This window comes from Acinetobacter sp. BIGb0196 (genome assembly GCF_011759595.1).
GTDB lineage: Bacteria > Pseudomonadota > Gammaproteobacteria > Pseudomonadales > Moraxellaceae > Acinetobacter > Acinetobacter guillouiae.
Window position 1 is genome coordinate 2,282,165 of the sequence record NZ_JAAOZA010000001.1, and the last position, 20,264, is coordinate 2,302,428.

Below are 20,264 nucleotides of genomic sequence, written 5' to 3' on the forward strand. Positions count from 1 at the left end.
CATCATCACTAATCCTAGGATTATTTCAATAGACAAGCCGATCTAAATAAATTGACAAAGATGGACTGCAATCTGGTGTCCATCTGGTGCTATTTTTGATACCATCGCTACTGCTTAATTCCAATGTTTTTCTGATTTATATGACTTCATCTTATCAACAACAGCTTGATGCCAAAATTGAACGAATCCAAACTCAATTCGCAGAATTTAATCCACCTTCGTTAGAAGTATTTGCTTCACCTGAACAAAACTTCCGTATGCGTGCAGAATTCCGAATTTGGCATACTGAAGATGATATGTTCTATGCCATGTTTGAACGAGATGAAAATCAACAAAAAACTGTTGCTCGTATCGATGAATTTCCGATCGCAGATCAAAGTATAAATCAGCTTATGCCAGTTTTATTGGCTGAGCTAAAAGCCAATTCAGTCTTGTCAAAACGGCTTTTTGAAGTGCATTTTCTAGCAACGCTCAAGGGCGAAATGCTGGTTTCATTGATTTACCGTGCGCCACTGAGTGAAGAATGGGAAGTTTTAGCAAAACAATTGGCTGAAAAGCTGAATGTTAAAATCATTGGCCGCAGTCGTGGGCAAAAAGTTGTCTTAACCGATGAATTTGTTGTGGAAGAATTACAAGTTTTTGAGCGTAAATTTCAATATAAACAAATTGAAAGTAGCTTTACTCAGCCCAATGCGCAAGTTTGCCAAAAAATGTTGCAATGGGCGTGTCAGTCCGTTGCAGGTAAAAATAAAGACTTACTCGAATTGTACTGTGGTAATGGTAACTTTACCCTTCCCTTATCCTTGAGTTTTAACCGCGTTTTGGCAACTGAATTAGCGAAATCTTCGGTCTATGCGGCACAGTGGAATATTCAACAAAATCAGATCAACAATATTCAAGTTGCACGCCTTTCAGCAGAAGAGTTTACTCAGGCCTATAACGGCGAACGTGAATTCCGTCGTTTACAAGAAGCAGAAATAGACATTCAGGGCTATGAGTTTGATACAGTTTTTGTCGACCCACCACGAGCAGGGATTGATGACGAAACGTTAATGCTATTGCAAGGTTTTCAACGTATTCTTTATATTTCATGCAATCCAGACACATTACATGATAATTTAAAAACCTTGCTTAAAACCCATAAAATTGTGAAATTTGCGATGTTTGATCAATTCCCCTACACCCATCATGTAGAATCTGGGGTTCTTCTCGAAAAAATTTAAACAATTTATTACAAGATTAGACTGCCATGTAAATTAGCATGGCAGCTACTTCTTTAAATTATTTATTGATATATCATTAAGTTATAAATCATTTAAAACATGGCCTTTTAACAAACCGTTTAAAACATATCAAATCATCGAAAAAATCAGCCTATAACTCGACCATCTATTTCGCTCAGATCTTGTATTTTATTAAAAAACGGCTATATTTCGAACTATGTTAGGTTGTGTATGAAGGCTCTATGAGTTTTTGGCAAAAGCTGTTTACGGCTGAAGATACATTGCAAAATGAACATAAAAATCAAATTGCATGTGTTGAAAATGATTGCTCTTGTAAATCCAATGATCAACTTTTATCAGCGTTGATGAAAGCGACAGATCAGGATGTGATTACTGGGATTAAAAAGGTACTTATCTCTAGAGGTTTCAGTAAAAAAGAGTTAAACCAATTACAGCATCCACCTATTCAATAGTCATGGATGACCGCTAAGAAAGAAAAAGCATTCAGTTTACTGGATGCTTTTTTAATTCCAATAGAACAACTTTTGATGTTTCTCCTTGCCTTGTATACAATTATTTCAAAGAATAGATAAACGCAGAATCAACAATGAAAATTAAAATTGTTATTTTTTTATTATCACTCAACGCTTCAATTAGCTATGCAGATATCAACGATGATGAGATTCAAGCCATAGAAGATTTAACTGATCAAGTATTAGCAACCAAAAATCTTGCCAAACTTGAACCACAAATTAAGGCTCAAATCCAAAAAGCCCAACCCAATGTGCAAAAACTATTAAAAGCCAAAGACATTGAATATAACGATTCTGTCTATTTACACAACTATGCGATTCTGGCTTCTGGATATGCTGAATATTTGCTTGAACAACACTGCACCACGCTCTCTCAGCCTTTTCAAGAACTTACTGAACAAGCGTATTTTGCGTTAAAAAAGCATGATCCTAAAGATACAATCGCAATCAATAATTTAGGGTTATTCTACGCGCAAATGTCGGTGTATTATCGGAAAAACATAGACCCAACGCCACGTCTAAACTATTTGCTAAAGGCTGAACAACTATTTGAGACCTTAATGAAGTTGCAACCAGACAATGAGGAGTATGAGAAAAATTATTATGCTGTACTCAGTGACAAGCTGATGCTGTTACAGAAATATCATCGTGATCAGAATGAGCAAAAACGCCTCATCAATATACTTAAAAAGCCTTTATTTCACTATTTATCTGATCCCAATCAAGCTTTCGATGCAGGAAATTTTATTATTTTAGCGCAACAATATTTTAAATATCTCAATCGTGAAGACCCGAAACTTGCTGAAAAATGGTTGCGTGATAATCAGGCTAAAATTGAAGCTGTGGTGAATAAGAATCGGAAGCAAACTCAGCGAGAAAAGGAATTCCTCGCTGAATTCTATGCCCTGCTTGGTCAAACGGATCGAGCGCTGTCCTACTTAAAACAATTGGAATTTTCTGATGAGAACAATACAGAACCATCCTCTTTTGAAAATGAACCCAATCTTGCCAATTTAAGGCTAAATCCTGAATATCAGAAATGGTTTAAACAATATAAACAGGATTATGCTGCATACCGTAAAGCAATTCCCAAAATATGTAAGATCAATCAACTTGAAACAACACAAGATACGTTAGAATAATGCTGTTGAAGACTTAACGAATCAAACCTTGCGGTTGCAGAATAATCACCAAAGCCCCAATGATTACAATACAGCCGCCAAACAAATCCCATCGAGTTAAGCTGACTTGATCAACAAATTTCAGCCACATCAGTGCACTAAAAATATAGATACCACCATATGCGGCATAAATACGCCCTGAAGCAGCAGGATGCAAGGTCAATAGCCAGACAAATACAGCCAAACTTAAAACGGTAGGTATCCATAACCAATGGCTTTTATTTTGATTCAGAATTAAATAAGGAAAATAACAACCTAAGATTTCTGCAACAGCTGTGACAAAAAATAATATAATCGTGGTTAAAATTTTAGTAAATGCAATGTCCATTGATACTCAAAGAATAATCATCAAGCTAAAGTATATGTGATTTTCACGCGAGCTAAGCAATAAAATTTTGAGCATACTAAAACGGCTAAGCTTTTATCTATAAATTGTAGTTGTTGTTTGCCTCATCCACAAAAACATACATATTTAAATATGCTGATCATTTTGTCATGTTAAAAATAGAATAAAATATCAGCATCTACAATCTTTGGTTTTATGAATGAAAATAAATCATTTCTTGTTTAATTCCTTCATTTTCCTCTGGCTTAGCCAAAATGTAGATGCAGCAACACTAAGTCTTCCATTGTGGCCCAATACCGCAACACTAGCACCATCCAGTGAACAATATACGCTAATTAAGCACGGCGCTATTCGCCATATCACTTCCCCTCAATTGCGTGTATACCCCCCCAAACAGAGCAATCACATCGCTGTTTTAGTCATCAGTGGTGGTGGTTATGCCAGAGAGGAATTGGCCAAAGAAAGCACGCCAACTGCACAGTTTTTACAAGAACAGGGATTTACTGTATTTGAATTAATTTACCGCTTACCTAATCAGGATGGCAATAATCTGCTTGCACCCTTTCAAGATGGCCAAAGAGCCCTGCGTATCATTCGTTATCAAGCACATCAATTCAACATTGATCCAGACAAAATTGGTGTACTGGGTTTCTCCGCAGGTGGACATTTAGCTGGAATCATTACGACACAATGGCAACAACAATTTTCGAATTTAAATGATCCGATTGATCAAATTTCTGCTCAGCCTAATTTTGTGGCGCTACTCTATCCAATCATTAGTATGCAAGCGCCGCTTGATCATACCCATGCTTATAAAAGCTTATTTGGCTTAAAACATGATTTAGCCAAACAAATCTTGTTTTCTGTTGATTTACAAGTCAAACAGAATACACCTCCAACCTTTTTAGCCCATGCCATAGATGATCCAATTTCACCTGTTCAGAATAGCCTCAATATGCAAACCGCTTTGCAGCAACACAAGATCGCTTATGAATTACATCTTTTCAAAAATGGTGGGCATGGTTGGGGCTTAGGCAAAGCCAATACTGAAACAATGCAATGGCCCACATTATTCCTAGCTTGGTTAAAGAAAATTGATATTTTATAAGCTTATAATTCAAAAAATAACCCGCAATCAATGCGGGTTATTTTAAAGTTCATTCACAACTATGCTGGTTCAGCAGTCTGATCTTCAAAGACTTCTAATGTAAGCCCTACCGCCTTACCATTTTCTTTCTTCACAGAAACAGCAACATTACCACCATGATCTGCAAGCTCACCAAATAGAATCATCTCAGCAAGAGGTTTCTTCAAATGTTCCTGAATCAAACGTTGCATTGGGCGAGCACCCATTAAACGATCATAGCCATTCTCAGCCATCCAATCGCGAGCAGATTGATCAACTTCCAGCACCACTTTTTTGTCATCTAACTGCGCTTGAAGTTCGGTTAAGAATTTATCAACGACAGACTCAATCACTGTGGTAGGTAATGCTTTAAACTGAATTACACCATCTAAACGGTTGCGGAACTCTGGTGCAAATGCACGTTTCATCGCTTCCTGATTGTCATTACTATTGTCTTGCTCAGTAAAACCGATACTGTTACGAGAAATACTTTCAGCACCGATATTGGTGGTCAATACAATAATCACATTACGGAAATCAGACTTACGTCCATTGTTGTCGGTTAAAGCACCATGATCCATGACTTGCAATAACAAGTTAAAGACATCTGGATGTGCTTTTTCAATTTCATCTAATAACAAGACACAGTGCGGATTCTTATGAATCGCGTCAGTCAGTAAACCACCTTGATCATAACCAACATAACCTGGAGGCGCACCAATCAAACGAGAAACCGCATGACGTTCCATATATTCAGACATATCGAAGCGAACAAGCTCCACACCAAGCAATTTTGCCAATTGCTTGGTCACCTCTGTTTTACCAACACCTGTAGGACCAGCAAAAACAAAACTACCCACTGGTTTATCTGGCGCTTTCAAACCTGCACGTGACAGTTTAATCGCCGAGGCCAAAGCTGTAATCGCTTCATCTTGACCAAATACCACACGTTTAAGATCACGCTCTAGATATTCAAGTACCGATTTATCATCTTTAGATACTGTTTTTGGCGGGATACGTGCAATCTTCGAAATAATATCTTCGATATTTTCAACTGTAATCAAAGTATCATCTTGTTCAGCTTTTAAACGACGTTGTGCACCAGCTTCATCAATCACATCAATCGCCTTATCTGGCAAGAAACGATCATTAATAAACTTAGCAGACAACTCAACCGCTGAAACTAGCGCAGTATCTTCATATTTAACATGATGAAAATCTTCAAACTTGCTTTTCAAACCACGCAAAATATCAATTGTCTCTGAAATAGAAGGCTCATTCACATCAATTTTTTGGAAACGACGTGATAGTGCATGATCTTTTTCAAATACTTGGCGATATTCTTGGAAAGTGGTTGAACCAATACAACGTAAACTACCATTCGCCAACGCAGGTTTGATTAAATTCGATGCATCCATGGTACTGCCCATACTTGAGCCAGCACCAATGATCATATGAATTTCATCGATAAATAAAATTGCTTCTGGTTTCTTTTTCAAAGCATTGAGAAGCTGTTTCAATCGTTTTTCAAAGTCACCACGGTATTTTGTACCCGCAACCAATGCACCGATGTCTAAACTAAACACTTCAGCAGTCGCAAGTGGCTTAGGCGCTTTACCATTCACAATCAACCATGCCAGACCTTCAGCAATCGATGTTTTACCCACACCAGGATCACCCACAAGCAATGGATTGTTTTTACGGCGACGGCAAAGAATTTGAGCAGTTCGTTCAATTTCTTTTTCACGCCCGATTAAAGGATCAGTTTTGCCTTTTTGCGCTTCAATATTCAAATTCAAAGTATAAAGTTCAAGTGGTCCAGCATTTGCTGAAGCATTTGATTCACCTTCTAAATCATCAGATTCTTCTTCAACTTGAATTTCTTCTTTACGCGCACCGTGTGACAAATATTGGGTTAAAGTCAAACGATTGATTTGATGTCGTTTTAGCAAGTAAACGGCAAAAGAATCTCGCTCAGAGTACATCGCAACCAGTACATCTGCACCCTCTACTGTGCGATCACCGCCACTTGACTGAACGTGGAAAATTGCACGTTGTAAGATACGGTCAAAACTTTCAGTTGGATGAGGGGCTTGGTCGTTGTTTTCTCCTAGTTTAGGGGTATGTTGTTCTACATACTCCTCTAACTCTTTGCGCAAACTGATAATTTCAGCGCCGCATGCTTTTAAGGCATTAACCGCTGAATCGTTATCAAGTAAAGCCAATAATAAATGTTCAACCGTAAGAAACTCATGTCTCTTTTGACGAGCCATGCTAACAGCCAAACGGAGTGAAACTTCTAATTGACGACTGAGCATGAAACCCCCTTATTCTTTTGGCTCAATCTGACAAAGCAATGGATGACCTTGAGATCGAGCGTAGTTATTAACTTGGTTGGCTTTAGTCTCCGCAATGTCTCTTGGATAAACACCAGCTTCACCTTTTCCTTCATAATGTACTGTTAACATTACTTGAGTGGCTTGGTCAAGATTCAAAGCAAAGTATTGTTGTAAAATTTCAATAACAAAGTCCATCGGAGTGTAATCATCGTTCAATAAAACGACAGAATACATCGGTGGTCGCTTCACTTCAGGTGGCGCAGTTTGTACTGCAACATCTGCTTGATCATGGTCTGGATGGTTTGGATCTTCTGAATTACTTATACGAATACTCAAGTGCCAATCTATAAATCCTGAATCACGGAATGATGATTTCACTTCATTTAAACTCATTTGACGTTTATTAGTTCGCATATTTTTCAAAATACTTATGATTTATTGAGAATTAGCCGCAGCTTGAGGAACCTCTGCAGCAAACGCAGCTGCACTGTCTACAGCTTGCCCACGTGACCAACTAAAGCGTTTAACCACTGGCGTGGCACCATTTAGGCGGATTTCGATAAATTGTGGATTAAAGCCCTTAGGCATGGTCCAACGTCCAGTTAAGCGCTCATAATCAGTAAAATTATAATTCGCATCTGCCATTGGCACTGTTAACACCTCAGTACCACTAATCAAACGAATTTCAACAGAACCCGTCGCACGTCTTGGACTAACTTGAATAAGATCAAGCTGATATTCATAAGCGTTTTCTGGTAATGGCTTAACGGCCAAGTTTTGAATGGTTAAACTCAAACCGCCACGTTGTTTTAACACTTCACGATAAATCGCACTCATCACATCAACTTGTGATTTTTCAGCATTGGCTTTGTTCAATGACTCTAACAAATCGTTAGAGTTCGAAACAGCCACATCTCGTTCCTGTACAGCAGCATTTAAGCTTTTATTTAAATTAGCCAGCGTTGTTTTTTGTTGCTTCACAACTTCTACCAACTGTTCTGCATCTGCATCAAAACCAACTACCGTTAGCCCTTGGCGATGTCCAACCGTATAACCTAAAAGTACACTGCCAGCACATAATACAACCCCACCGATCACCAAAGGCATATTCCCTTTTAAAAAAGGCTTTTTCGGTGCTTGAGCTGGTTGTGACGCGGTATTTGTTTCTGTGTTCTGCATCATCATCTCTAAGTATTATTGATAGAATCAAAACACACATTTAACCGCAAAGTTATATGTGTGTGAAGCCATAAAGCGTTTTTTATGGTAATAATCCGATACCTTGTAAACCAGCATCTTCAGCAAAACCAAACATTAAGTTCATATTTTGTACAGCCTGTCCTGCCGCACCTTTGACTAAATTGTCTTGAACAGACAAAACAATTAACTTGTTCGGATGCGGTTTATACAGTGCAATTCTGAGTTGGTTTGCACCACGTACAGAACGTGTTTCTGGTGAACTATTTGCAGGCATTACATCTACAAATATTTCATTTGCATAAAATTTTTCATAAATACTTTGTAAATCTGCTGCTGCGCCTTGCTCTGTCAAATCAACATAGATCGTACTGAACATACCACGAATCATCGGAACTAAATGCGGTACAAAAAGAATCTGATCAAATACATTTTTTTGACCTGAAATATTTTCTAATGCTTCTACAATTTCAGGATGATGACGATGTCCAGCAACGCCATAGGCTTTAAAATTATCAGCATTTTCTGAATAAATCATGCCTAGACTAGCTTTACGCCCCGCACCTGATACACCAGATTTCGCATCAATGATAATACTTTCTGGTTTAACCAATGTTTCAGCTTGCTTAAAAAGTGGCGCTAATCCCAACTGTACAGTGGTTGGGTAACAGCCAGGATTACCGACAACATTGGCATTTTTAATCTGTTCACGATTAAGTTCAGATAAACCATATACAGAATCTTTCAGTACTTCTGGACAAGCGTGCTGCATCCCATACCATTTTTCAAACTGTGCTAAATTCTGCAAGCGAAAATCAGCGGCTAAATCGATAACTTTGGTATTTGCTGCCAAGAGTTGTTGCGCATGTTGCATTGCCACACCATGCGGGGTCGCAAAAAACACAACATCACATTTTTTTAATTCATCAATGTTTAAATCTGAATATTTAAGCTCGGTGTGTCCACGTAAGCTTGGAAACATATCATCTACACGGTGACCATCTTCGGTACGTGATGTCAGTACATTCACTTGAACATTTGGATGTCGTAGTAAAAGACGCAACAATTCAACGCCTGTATAACCTGTTCCACCGACAATACCCACTGAAATCACGTTTTTTACCTCGATTTAAAAGTATCCATTTTGTAGTGCTGTAGTATGACAGGAAGTTGATGCTTTCTAAACTATTTTACTGGGTTTTTATGATATTTTAGCATTATGACAAAGTTAAATTCGCATAAGTTCAATTGATGCATCTTGCGCAATACAGTTGCGCCCTCTACGTTTGGCGACATACAAAAGTTTGTCAGCAGCTTCTATACCGCTGGCTAAATTACGATGTCGCACTTGTGTTAAACCAAAGCTGGCTGTCAATAAGATGGGTTGAGTTAAAAATTGCTCAGTTTCAATAGCAGTCCGCATACGCTCAGCAATTTTATAGGCATCACTGAGATCTTCAACTTGTAATAAAACAATAAACTCTTCACCACCAAAACGCCCCACTAAGCCCTTTTCACTAACATGCTGACTGACAAGACGACCTACACTCTGCAAAATCTGATCACCCACCAGATGTCCATAGGTGTCATTAATTTTCTTAAAATGATCGACATCACACATCAACAAAAAATATTGCTTTTCTGGTAAATCGATTAAATTTATTTTAGCTGCGTCATAAAATCCACGACGATTGAGTAAATGTGTTAATGGATCTCTGCAACGTTCATCATTTAATTTAAAAATAATATCTCGAACTAATGTTCCCAAAAGTACGATCGCAAACCACATGCTCAGGATAATACTGGCAGCAAGCATCATTAACCACCATACAGAATCCACAAGCATACTGGCTTCAATATTTTTCAAAAAAAAGAAAATAATAATGACACGGACAAAAGTATATACAACGATAAAAAGATAGGAATAATCGACCAGCTTATTTAACCAATCACTTTGCTTATCATCTTTAAAAATAGATACTAAAACTAAGGATTCAACTGTGGCAATGCTCAGGTTTAAAATCAGCATCCGGATCCATAGCTGTTCATCAACAAAAGCATAATAGACCAACAAGCATATTGTGATAAAGATCAAGAAAAAAGCGACTAAAGCGTGTGAACTAGCATTCTTTCTCAATGCCATAGTATATGCACTGGCCCACGCGCCAAATAGGTATAAACCACCTAAAAGTGGAGCAGAAAATGTTAATTGTAGGTTAGACATAAAACTTTGTGCAGTTAAAGAAAAAGATGGCACGATATATCCAAGACCCAACCAAAATAAATAAGTAGGTGCTTTAAAAAAGTAATGGCAGATCAAAAGTAAACTGCCCATTAATATCAGGCAGACCGGTACAATCAAAATAAAGTAATGAGTATCTGCAAAATTCACGTCTGATATCTTTATGATAAGAAATAGGAAATATTGGCAAGTCGCCAAGTTTAGAGTATTTTTTAATTCACTCCCAACTTATGCTTAAAATAATCAGACTATTTTGTAATTTAACTGCTTTTATTAAGAAATACTTTTAAGGCATTATACCATCACTTAAAATTCATGATGATAAATACACAAATAAACATGTAATTTAATGACATCGCCTATAAAATCATCAAATTAAACCTCTAAAAAATGATAAAAACAAACCTTTTCATTTTAAATCTTGTTTTGGCATAAAAGACTATTCAAACAAATTCAAAGAAAACGGTCTTGTCTTGCTCAATGATCTATGCATAATAATTTAGAGTAATTACTCTAAAATTAACAAAAGGACGTATTGGTCATGATTGGATCACGAACGTGGATGAATACAAGTAATGGAAAACTTAGCTTTAAAGAAAAAACTCAGCTTATAAAACAAGTTCTCATTCCTGCCACACTGAACTATGGCAAAACATTTCGAAAGGCGAATCATGATTCAACTTCATTTACATTGGATAGTTTTCAGATTCCTGACACAGCAATTGTCAAAGAAGCGATGAACGAATTAGAACAAACAGCCTCTCAAGCGATCATCAATCATTCTTGGCGAAGCTATTTTTGGGCTGTTGCTATCGCCCACACCAAACAATGGCAATTTGACCAAGAGAGTCTTGTTATTTCATGTTTGATGCATGATTTAGGATTGGTTAATCATTTGGATCAATATGCATGTCAATGTTTTAGCTTTGAAAGCGCCTTAAGAGCAGAAACCCTCTGTAGCAAACACTATTATCCCATAGACAAAATGGATAATATTTCAAATGCGATTTGTTTACATATGAATGGCAGCTTAGATGAAAGTGATCACAACCTTTCTAAAGAAGTGCTATTACTACAAAAAGCCACTTCATGTGATGTAATTGGGACTGATCTCAGCTTATTTTCAAACAGTTTTAAAAACAAAATTTTAAGCCAATATCCGCGGGTACATTTTAATTCAGAAATGCGTAAACTTATCTCAATTGAAGCAAAAAGAAACCCTCAATCACGAACTGCTTTAATGCATACACTCGGACTTTCAAGCATGATTCAAATGAATATTTTTAAGGACTAAATCATGAAAAATACATCTTTCACCCAAAAGAATATTGATTTTGGGCAATATCCAATTGTAGTCGATATTTATTCCAACCCTGAAAACAGCCATAGTGTTATTTTGCTGGCTGCGCTTGGCATAGCAATCAATAAATACGAGGTGCTCATTACCGCTTTAAGCCAAAGTGGCTTGAATGTTATTGTGGCTGATTATCCTCATTGTGGGCGTAATACTCCGCCTGTTTCAGCAAAGATTGATTATGGTTATGCTGATTTACTCAATGACTTTATTCCTCAACTGGAAAAGCTGGCCTTAGAACTGAACCAACAAGTTCCAATCTTATTTGGACATAGTTTAGGTGGACATTTAGCAACACTTTATGCACAAAATCATGCAAATAAAGTCATTGGTGTTGCCACAGGCAATATCGGTTTAAAAAATTGGGACTTAAAAGGTAAAATCAATATTTTAAAAGCAGTCACGGTAATCAATGCCATGATTTTAAAAGATGGTTATTTTGCAGGCTATAAAATTGCTTTTGGGAATAAAGAGACAAAATCCTTAATGCGTGATTGGTCTAAAGTTATCTTTACAGGAAATTATGCACATATTATTGGTCAAGAAAACGTGGTGAATAACGCTGCCTTATTTGTCTATTTAAATGGCGATGATTTTGCACCAATGTCTTCAATGCTTGCCCTAAGTGGTTATTTTAAAAACCCACAAATAAACACGCTGGATTTGACCCATAAAACTAAAGGCAATCAACATAGTGCATGGATTAAACAGCCTGATGAAGTCGTCGAAATAATTATAGAATGGGTCAATAGTTTTACTGAATAAGTTTTGCTTTTGACATCAATATATATCCACCTTCTTCACTTTCTCCAGTGCTGATTGCTTCCCAGCCATAATCTAAATAAAAAGACAAAGCTTGTTTATTTTCAGATAAACATTTGAGATAGCCTGTACCCGTAAACAGTTGTTCTGCTGCGTGTAGCAATGCTGTCCCTACACCCTGATTTTGAGCATTTGGGGCAATAAATAGATGATGTAAAAAGTTCTCTTGCAGGTAAATAGATGCAAATCCCAAATATTCTTGGTCTTTTTCAGCCACTAAAATCATTTCATTTTCGGTATATTTTTCAAAATCACTCAGCTCCCATTTCGAAGAATCCAACCACGGCCAACTTAATTCTCTGGTATTTAAAAAAAGTTCACTCAATGGTGCTCGGTCATGATTTTGAAAAGATCTGATGTGCATTGCTGTACCTCCATTAAAGTCCCTATAACCTTAGCTTATTTAAGCCAGCCTTATTTAATCTAGTGTTATTGCTCTTTCCCCAATCACCTCAACAATTCGTAATAAATAACCATCTGGATCTTGAACCAAAAATTGCTTTTGTCCATGCTCTATAGTTTCTGCACGGTACCAACGTTCTTCTAACGCTGCAAACAGCGGCCATTGTGCGACATCCAAACGATTTAAAATACTGTCGAGTTGGTCTACTTCGAACTGAAAGTTAATCCCTCTTCCCAATGGGTAGGCCAATACTCCTGTTAACCATTGCCCTTGTTGTTGTTGCTCCAACATAAATTGAACACCATCAAGTTCCACATAGATAAATTTTTCTTCAGTTCGTTGATACATTACAGAAAAACCCAGTATTTCCACCCAAAACTGATAACTTCTCTTCAAATCGGTGACGATCAATTCTGGAACCAATTTATTCCACTGCATTTAAAAATCCTACTTAATTCATTAATTTTTAATATTCAATATGTTGTAAAACATTTACAACCTTTCCAAATGGATCTTTGACATAGAATCGCCTAACACCCCAGTCTTCATTGGTTAACGGATAGAGAATGTCTAAATCTAATTTTTTGGCTTTTTCATAAAGTTCATCCACATTGTCGACTTCGATTGAAAAATCGGGTACATCTGTATTATTTCCACCTTCCGAAGCAATACTGATTTGTGGATGCATGATTTCTTGACTGGCAAATGTTTTGATCCAGCCATGATCCATCACCAAATCCATCGCTAAAAAATCACCGTAAAAAGCTTGGGCACTGGATAAATCTAAGGCTTTAATATTACTTATGATTCTTTTTACAGTCATACGCTTTTCCTCATTTTTTGTTTTAATGCAATCTAGAAATTTACTTATTTTATTACGCCCACCACCAAGGCATTACACTACTTTTTAAAACTTTACGATGCTGCTGATAGTGTTGATCATGCTTTTCAACTTCAGACCAAAAAGCAGCGCTATGATCAAAATGTTTGGTATGTGCCAATTCATGTACACAGACATAACGGGTAATGTGTTGATCACATAAAACCAAGGCACTATTGAGCATAATATCATGACGGGCTGTACAACTTCCCCAACGCGTTTTCGGGTGTCGAACAGCACACTGCCCAAATTTTAAACGGGTTTCATCACTGACTTGCTTTAAATAGATTGGTAAATAATGCTTTGCATAAGCAATCACAAAAGCTTTTAAATAGCTTTCCGGCTGACGCTCGCTGACAAATAACTGATGCTTTTGCTCATCTAAAATATAGTTATTTTTTTGAGTTTTATAAATAATTTCTAGGGGCAGTTTTAAATTAAACAGTTGCAAGCTTGTCGGTAATATCTGATCAACCTGCTGTATTTTTTCCTGCTGTTTATGCCATGTCTCAATCATCCATTGTTCAGACTCGTGTAAAAAATGCTGAATTTGACGTTGGGTACAATACTTAGGCACAGTTAAGCGAATCTGCGTCGGTTCAACACGTAAACGTAAGCGTGTTGCCCGTGCATGATGTGTGATTTTTATTTCAGGAAGATTTGCCATCTTAATACGCTTATTTTTAGAATCTCCCCCAACCTTTCTTTACAAAGCAAGGAAAAGCCTTGTCTTTACTCAAGCAGAAGTTAGGGGAAATTTTTCTTATCCTGCGGTACGCTCTTCAATACCATGATTGGTGGCAACTACAGCAACATCAGCTTTATTGATCGCAAAAATACCATTACACACCACACCAGGAATATCGTTAATAGTTTTTTCGACCTCTAATGCATTCAAAATATTTAAGTTATAGACATCTAGAATGACATTACCGTTATCCGTTACCACACCTTCACGATAAACTGGGTCACCGCCTAAAGATACGATTTTACGTGCAACGGCTGAACGTGCCATAGGAATCACTTCGATAGGCAATGGAAATTCACGGCCTAATTGATCGACCCATTTCGAGTCATCAACAATACATACAAACTTTTTCGCAATAGATGCCACGATTTTTTCACGTGTGAGTGCAGCACCACCGCCTTTAATCATATGTAAATGACGGTCAATTTCATCAGCACCATCTACATAAGCATCTAAACCACCAACATGGTTCATATCAACCACTTCAATGCCTAATTTCTTAAGACGTTGAGCTGTTGCTTCTGAACTGGCTACGGCTGCTTCAAGTTGTAACTGAGGTAATAATTCAATTAAGAAGTTCACTGTACTACCAGTACCGACTCCCAAAATGCCCCCTCTTGGTAAGTGTTTTAAAGCGGCTTGGGCTGCAGCTTGTTTTTTCTCGTCCTGGGTTGCATAAAGGCTCATGACATCTCTCAATAAAATTTCAATTTCCTGCACATTTTGCATAATTTTAAAACGCAAAGGTACAACGGTTTGTTACAATGAGCGCTCATTTTAAACTGTTAGATGGAAAATTAACATGCTGTCTCGTTTGGTTCGACAAATATTACAGGCAACGGTGTATGACGTTGCAATCGAAACCCCACTCGAAGCAGCGCCACGAATTAGTGAAAAACTAAACAATAACATTCGCTTTAAACGCGAAGATTTACAACCTGTCTTTTCCTTCAAACTACGCGGTGCGTATAACCGTATTAGTCAATTACCGAAATCTCAGTTGGAACGTGGCGTTATTACTGCTTCAGCAGGTAACCATGCTCAGGGCGTGGCTTTATCTGGTCAAAAGTTAGGTATTCGCGCCATTATTGTGATGCCAAAAACCACCCCTGATATTAAAGTTCAAGCAGTAAAACGTTTGGGTGGTGATGTTGTGCTTCACGGCGACTCATTTGATGTTGCTAACAAATATGCCATTCAACGTGCAAATGACGAAGGTTTAACCTTTATTCCGCCTTATGATGATGAACTGGTTATGGCCGGCCAAGGTACAATTGCCAATGAAATATTGCGTCAATGGCGTGATGTTGAATACGTATTTGTTGCTGTGGGCGGTGGTGGTTTAATTGCAGGTGTAGCGGCATATCTTGGTGATGTTGCCCCGCATGTCAAAGTTATTCCTGTCGAATATGATGAATCTGCATGTTTAAAAGCAGCATTTGAAGCCAATCAACGTGTAATACTCCCTTCTGTAGGATTATTTGCAGATGGTACAGCTGTTGCTCAAATCGGTGAAAAGCCATTTGAAGTGATTCAACTACAAAAATCTGATAACTCAGGTCCAATTGTTGAACGTGATGTGGTACTGGTCAATACAGATGAAATCTGTACGGCAATCAAAGACACTTATGATGAATGTCGTAGTATTGTTGAACCATCAGGTGCTATGGCACTTGCAGGTATCAAAAAGTACGTCGCTGCACATGGTCTTGAAGGCAAAAACATGGTGTCAATTGTTTGCGGTGCTAACATGAACTTTGACCGTTTACGTTATATTGCTGAACGTACCGAACTCGGTGAACGTAAAGAAGCCATTTTTGCAGTGACCATTCCAGAAGAAAAAGGTTCTTTCCTGAATTTCTGTCGTGCTTTGCAAGGCCGTAATATCACTGAGTTTAACTACCGTGCCAGTGACGCATCTGCAGCTCAAGTCTTTGTCGGTATTAGCTTAAAGGCTGGTGAAAAAGAACGTCATGACATCTATGAAGCCATGAAATTACATTATGATGTCGATGATTTATCGGATGATGAAGTTGCAAAATTGCATATCCGTTATTTGATTGGGGGTCATGCCGATATTGCCAATGAACGTTTGTTCCGTGTTGAGTTTCCAGAACGCCCAGGCGCTTTATTAACATTCTTGGAGCGCCTTGGTCCAACCCATAACATTAGCCTATTCCATTATCGTAATCACGGTGCAGCAGAAGGACGTGTTTTGGTTGGCTTAGATGCAGAAGATGCGGTACAGAATCCAGATGGACTGATTGAGACTTTGGAAAATATCAATTACCCATATCAAGAAATTACCAATAACTTAGGTTATCAACGTTTCTTAAAATAGAAATAGCTTCAAAATTGAAATAGCCTATAAATTTTTTATGGGCTATTTTTTTATAAAATCAGAACAATTCGAAAAAGTTAACTTAATAAACCGCCATATTTAAATCACCATCATCATTAAATGCGTCATTAAAAGCATCCACAATTTGATTTAATTGTTGCTCATCTTGTGTAGGTACAAGCATCCAATACGGATTTTCACGATATATAACCAATAAAGAAAGCTGATACTGATTTGCAACCTGTTTAATTTTATCGAAAATGATTTCTTCTGTTTGTTGCATTGCGTCCATTTGATCATCAAATGAGACCTCATCATCTTCTTCATCGTATTGATCAAATATTTCAGCTATTGCAACTTCAATCTCATTTTGCAATTGCTCAGTATCAATATTGTGCTGGTTAAAGTAGAAATCATCTTCAACTCCATTGTCATAATATTCTTTTAATTCAATATAATGCAGGAAATCATGCTGTTGATTCAGCCATTCACTAAAACTATAAAATTTAGTATCTTGAGGAATTTTTTGTGCATTTAGCTCTGGAATTAAATGTTGAAGCAATGAATATATTTTCTGTGACATGGATATCTCTCTATTTTATTATCAATATGTTGAATTAATTGCAAAAAACTAAGTCGATCTTGAGCAATCAAATAATGCATAATGTTCTATACTGACATCTTCATCGTGAAATTGTTTATTAAAACACTTGCAGAATTTTTCAATTTTATATTCATGATTTGGTACGATCAACCAATAATAATCTTCAGCATAAATCAGCAACAGTTCATGATCATGTTGTCTGGCTTGTTTTAATATCTCCTCGAATACAACATCATAAACTTGATCTTGAACATTGTAATAGCGTCCAATAACATCTTTGTGTACTTCATAATGATCAAATAAAGGCTTCGCTCTTTCACGAATTTGAGTTTGAATTCCCAAGCTATCTACTGCATATTCATGAAAAACCGCACAACTCTCAATCTCATTTTCATGAAATTGCATACGATCAATTTTCATTAAATATCCACGAAATCGCCCACCAAACTTTTCAGCTTCGATCCAATTGAGAAACTCCACAAAACGTTTACGATGTTTCTTTTTAGGAATATCTCTTTGCTCCAACGCTGGGAACCAATGTTGGAGAATTTTAAAAATTTTCTTATCGTCCATTTTTTTATCATCCATTTTTTATTCTTGGATCGAAAGCCCAATCTTGGCTTTGCATTTTGAAATTTCAAAGCAATGATATCGGATCAATTTTAAGTTTTTATGACATAAATCTGGTTTTATTTACATTTATCGCTTTTTATTCTCAGTTTGTAGATTGGCGTTGCAATACTTTAAAGATAAAATATATAAAAATTGAATATGATCATACCAACACAAAATCAGTGTCGGGATAAGGACTTTGTAGAATGGCGCAATTCGCTGTCATCGGTTTAGGCAGTTTTGGTGAAGCAGTTGCACTAGAACTCACCAACTTAAATCACGATGTAATAGGTATTGATACATTAAAGAAAAATGTAGAAAACATTGCAGATAAAATCAGTCATGCAGTTATTGCAGATGCTACCGATGAACATGTGTTAGATGAACTGAATATCAAAAATTGTGATGCCGTGGTGGTTGCCATTGGTGAAGATATTGAAGCCAGTATTCTATGCGTACTGCATTTAAAAAATTTGGGTATCGAAAAAATCTTTGTAAAAGCCAAATCTAAATCACATCATATGATTTTGTCTCATTTAGGCATTACAAAAATCATTCACCCTGAAGAAGACATGGGGATTCGTGTTGCACAATCACTCAGTTATCCAATGGTGAGACGTTATATGGCGTTAAATAATGATCGCTATATCGTCAAAATTGAAATAGGTGCAAATTTACAAGGCGCGCAATTTCAAACGGTCATGGAAAATACCCCCGAACTTACAACCTTGTTATTACAACGCGGTTCGCATGTACTGTATGATATTGCACCGGGGACGATTTTACAGGAAAAGGATATTTTAATCCTTGAAGGACCTGTAGAAATGTTAAGACAATTTTCGATTCGTTTCTTATAGTCATAACTATGCGTTTATCTAAAAAAGAACTAATCAACAAAAAACACAATAGTATTAATCTCAGCCCACCGAGCTTACTTGCTTTAGGTTTTTTAAGCTTTATTATCATCGGAACATTGTTACTTAAACTTCCCTTTGCTAATCAAGGCAATTTGACATGGCTAGAGGCCCTGTTTACTGCCACGTCTGCTGTAACCATCACTGGGCTGTCTGTCGTTAACATTGGAGACTCCTTAACCACCTTCGGTCAAGTTGTGGTGATGATACTGATCCAATGCGGTGGCTTAGGTTTTATGACGTTTGCGATCTTAGCTGCTTTGAGTCTTTCCTCAAAAGTTGGTATTCGGCAGCAAGTCATGGCACAAGAAACCATTGGTCAAACCAGCTTGGCCAAAGCGACCTTTACAGTAAAAGGGGTTTTTCTTTACTCATTGTTCTTTGAAGCGATTGGTACAGGGATTCTAACCATGGCATGGTCACATCACTACGACCTAGAACATGCATTTTTCTACGCGCTGTTTTATAGTATCTCTGCTTTTAACAATGGTGGATTTTCTTTATTTCCCAATAGCTTAATGAGCTTCTCTGACCAGTATATGGTGACATTTACCATCAGTATGCTGTATATCATCGGTGGGATTGGTTTTGTTGTGTTGATGGATATTAAAAGAGCCAAGCGTTGGAAGAAACTCTCCACCAATAGTAAGTTAATTCTGTCTACAATTGCGGGCTTAAACCTTTTTGCCTTTATTGTTATTTGGGCAATCGAAGCATCCAATCCTTTAACATTGGCTCCAATGTCTGTTGGTGACCAAGCTTTAAACGCGTGGTTCCATGCTACCGTACCTCGTTCATCAGGTTTTAACAGCTTGGAAGTCAGCAGTATGACCAATGCATCGACCTTAATTACCATGGTATTGATGTTTATTGGTGGCGGTTCTTTAAGTACCGCTGGTGGAATTAAAGTTGGCACATTTATTATCATGATTTTAAGTGTCATTACTTTCTTAAAACGTTCAGATGAGATTACCATTTTTGGGCATTCTGTTTCTCATCAGGCGACCTTTAAGGCAATGGCGGTCATTTCAATTACTTCACTGCTGATCCTGATTGGCTTTTTTACCCTACTGATCCTTGAGCCTGATAAAAAGTTTTTAGACCTATTATTTGAAGCCGTTTCTGCGGCTTGTACTGTCGGCTTATCACGCGGAATCACTGAAAATTTACATGCTGGCAGCCAAATCGCTTTAATTTGTCTAATGTTTGCTGGACGCTTAGGACCACTAACACTGGCTTATTTGATTGCTACACCGAATAAAAGTCGTGTTCGTCATCCTAATACTGAAATTCAGGTGGGTTAATTGTTTTTAGTCATCAGACGAATACGACTTAAGCAGCTTTGTGGGATCATTTTAATCTTATCGTGTGTATTTAGAATAGGATGAACACCCTTAAA

The 20,264-nt window shown here is 37.3% G+C and carries 22 protein-coding genes; 9 read left to right on the top strand and 13 right to left on the bottom strand.

The genetic code is table 11. The features are described 5' to 3' along the window. The first annotated feature begins 140 nt into the window (after window positions 1-140). The 3 genes from trmA to FHR28_RS10465 all read left to right on the top strand — a co-directional run bounded on the left by trmA (window position 141) and on the right by FHR28_RS10465 (window position 2,898). Window positions 141-1,223 carry a tRNA (uridine(54)-C5)-methyltransferase TrmA gene (gene trmA / locus FHR28_RS10455; protein WP_166782538.1) on the top strand — a complete coding sequence of 361 codons (1,083 nt, stop codon included), beginning with the start codon at window positions 141-143 and terminating at the stop codon, window positions 1,221-1,223. A 242-nt stretch (window positions 1,224-1,465) separates the two neighbouring features. After that, the gene (locus tag FHR28_RS10460; RefSeq protein WP_004720727.1) at window positions 1,466-1,696 is read left to right on the top strand and encodes a hypothetical protein; all 231 of its coding nucleotides are present in this window, start codon (window positions 1,466-1,468) and stop codon (window positions 1,694-1,696) included. A 134-nt stretch (window positions 1,697-1,830) separates the two neighbouring features. Beyond that, window positions 1,831-2,898, top strand: a complete 1,068-nt coding sequence (locus tag FHR28_RS10465) for a hypothetical protein (RefSeq protein WP_166782539.1) — start codon at window positions 1,831-1,833, stop codon at window positions 2,896-2,898. 13 nt (window positions 2,899-2,911) lie between these two features. Here FHR28_RS10465 and FHR28_RS10470 read toward each other — a convergent pair whose 3' ends face one another. After that, window positions 2,912-3,265 (bottom strand): YnfA family protein, encoded by a 354-nt coding sequence (locus FHR28_RS10470; protein WP_166782540.1) that lies wholly within the window; start codon window positions 3,263-3,265, stop codon window positions 2,912-2,914. 217 nt (window positions 3,266-3,482) lie between these two features. On the opposite strand from FHR28_RS10470, the gene FHR28_RS10475 reads away from it, so the two are divergent. Beyond that, complete coding sequence (locus FHR28_RS10475) at window positions 3,483-4,391, top strand: alpha/beta hydrolase (protein WP_166782541.1); 909 nt, start codon at window positions 3,483-3,485, stop codon at window positions 4,389-4,391. 59 nt (window positions 4,392-4,450) lie between these two features. On the opposite strand, the gene clpA is transcribed toward FHR28_RS10475, so the two are convergent. From clpA to FHR28_RS10500, 5 genes are all read right to left on the bottom strand, one after another. After that, the gene (gene clpA, locus FHR28_RS10480; protein WP_004720735.1) at window positions 4,451-6,727 is read right to left on the bottom strand and encodes an ATP-dependent Clp protease ATP-binding subunit ClpA; all 2,277 of its coding nucleotides are present in this window, start codon (window positions 6,725-6,727) and stop codon (window positions 4,451-4,453) included. 9 nt (window positions 6,728-6,736) lie between these two features. Next, window positions 6,737-7,162, bottom strand: coding sequence for an ATP-dependent Clp protease adapter ClpS (gene clpS / locus FHR28_RS10485; RefSeq protein ID WP_004720737.1), 426 nt, complete (start codon window positions 7,160-7,162; stop codon window positions 6,737-6,739). A 21-nt stretch (window positions 7,163-7,183) separates the two neighbouring features. Then, on the bottom strand, window positions 7,184-7,927 hold the full coding sequence (locus tag FHR28_RS10490) for a DUF6776 family protein (RefSeq protein WP_004720739.1): 744 nt from the start codon (window positions 7,925-7,927) through the stop codon (window positions 7,184-7,186). Between the two features lie 82 nt (window positions 7,928-8,009). Further along, window positions 8,010-9,059 carry an N-acetyl-gamma-glutamyl-phosphate reductase gene (argC, locus tag FHR28_RS10495; protein WP_166782542.1) on the bottom strand — a complete coding sequence of 350 codons (1,050 nt, stop codon included), beginning with the start codon at window positions 9,057-9,059 and terminating at the stop codon, window positions 8,010-8,012. A 114-nt stretch (window positions 9,060-9,173) separates the two neighbouring features. After that, a complete protein-coding gene (locus FHR28_RS10500) occupies window positions 9,174-10,280 on the bottom strand; it encodes a sensor domain-containing diguanylate cyclase (protein WP_004720742.1) in 1,107 nt (368 codons plus the stop codon). A 448-nt stretch (window positions 10,281-10,728) separates the two neighbouring features. Here FHR28_RS10500 and FHR28_RS10505 point away from each other — a divergent pair, with 448 nt between their 5' ends. Beyond that, window positions 10,729-11,481: an HD domain-containing protein gene (locus tag FHR28_RS10505; RefSeq protein WP_166782543.1), complete on the top strand. Its 753-nt coding sequence runs from the start codon at window positions 10,729-10,731 to the stop codon at window positions 11,479-11,481. Between the two features lie 3 nt (window positions 11,482-11,484). Next, complete coding sequence (locus FHR28_RS10510; RefSeq protein WP_166782544.1) at window positions 11,485-12,306, top strand: alpha/beta fold hydrolase; 822 nt, start codon at window positions 11,485-11,487, stop codon at window positions 12,304-12,306. Here FHR28_RS10510 and FHR28_RS10515 read toward each other — a convergent pair. From FHR28_RS10515 to rpiA, 5 genes are all read right to left on the bottom strand, one after another. Then, window positions 12,296-12,727, bottom strand: a complete 432-nt coding sequence (locus FHR28_RS10515) for a GNAT family N-acetyltransferase (RefSeq protein ID WP_166782545.1) — start codon at window positions 12,725-12,727, stop codon at window positions 12,296-12,298. The two genes, FHR28_RS10510 and FHR28_RS10515, sit on opposite strands and share 11 nt — an antisense overlap. A 54-nt stretch (window positions 12,728-12,781) precedes the next feature. Then, a complete protein-coding gene (locus tag FHR28_RS10520; protein ID WP_154129752.1) occupies window positions 12,782-13,204 on the bottom strand; it encodes a bleomycin resistance protein in 423 nt (140 codons plus the stop codon). A 28-nt stretch (window positions 13,205-13,232) separates the two neighbouring features. Further along, entirely contained in the window at window positions 13,233-13,589 is a 357-nt protein-coding gene (locus tag FHR28_RS10525; protein ID WP_166782546.1) for a VOC family protein, read from the bottom strand. Between the two features lie 52 nt (window positions 13,590-13,641). Beyond that, on the bottom strand, window positions 13,642-14,313 hold the full coding sequence (locus tag FHR28_RS10530; protein WP_166782547.1) for a M48 family metallopeptidase: 672 nt from the start codon (window positions 14,311-14,313) through the stop codon (window positions 13,642-13,644). A gap of 96 nt (window positions 14,314-14,409) precedes the next feature. Further along, the gene (gene rpiA, locus FHR28_RS10535) at window positions 14,410-15,081 is read right to left on the bottom strand and encodes a ribose-5-phosphate isomerase RpiA (RefSeq protein ID WP_035372052.1); all 672 of its coding nucleotides are present in this window, start codon (window positions 15,079-15,081) and stop codon (window positions 14,410-14,412) included. A gap of 115 nt (window positions 15,082-15,196) precedes the next feature. Here rpiA and ilvA point away from each other — a divergent pair, with 115 nt between their 5' ends. Then, window positions 15,197-16,735 carry a threonine ammonia-lyase, biosynthetic gene (gene ilvA, locus FHR28_RS10540; RefSeq protein ID WP_004821288.1) on the top strand — a complete coding sequence of 513 codons (1,539 nt, stop codon included), beginning with the start codon at window positions 15,197-15,199 and terminating at the stop codon, window positions 16,733-16,735. A gap of 82 nt (window positions 16,736-16,817) precedes the next feature. Here ilvA and FHR28_RS10545 read toward each other — a convergent pair whose 3' ends face one another. Beyond that, window positions 16,818-17,318: a hypothetical protein gene (locus FHR28_RS10545; RefSeq protein WP_166782548.1), complete on the bottom strand. Its 501-nt coding sequence runs from the start codon at window positions 17,316-17,318 to the stop codon at window positions 16,818-16,820. A 48-nt stretch (window positions 17,319-17,366) separates the two neighbouring features. After that, entirely contained in the window at window positions 17,367-17,912 is a 546-nt protein-coding gene (locus tag FHR28_RS10550; RefSeq protein WP_166782800.1) for a hypothetical protein, read from the bottom strand. Between the two features lie 245 nt (window positions 17,913-18,157). Between FHR28_RS10550 and FHR28_RS10555 the strand changes: the two genes are divergently transcribed. Next, window positions 18,158-18,808: a potassium channel family protein gene (locus FHR28_RS10555; RefSeq protein ID WP_004720766.1), complete on the top strand. Its 651-nt coding sequence runs from the start codon at window positions 18,158-18,160 to the stop codon at window positions 18,806-18,808. Window positions 18,809-18,816: 8 nt separating this feature from the next. Continuing rightward, entirely contained in the window at window positions 18,817-20,169 is a 1,353-nt protein-coding gene (locus tag FHR28_RS10560) for a TrkH family potassium uptake protein (RefSeq protein WP_004720769.1), read from the top strand. The last annotated feature ends 95 nt before the right edge of the window (window positions 20,170-20,264 follow it).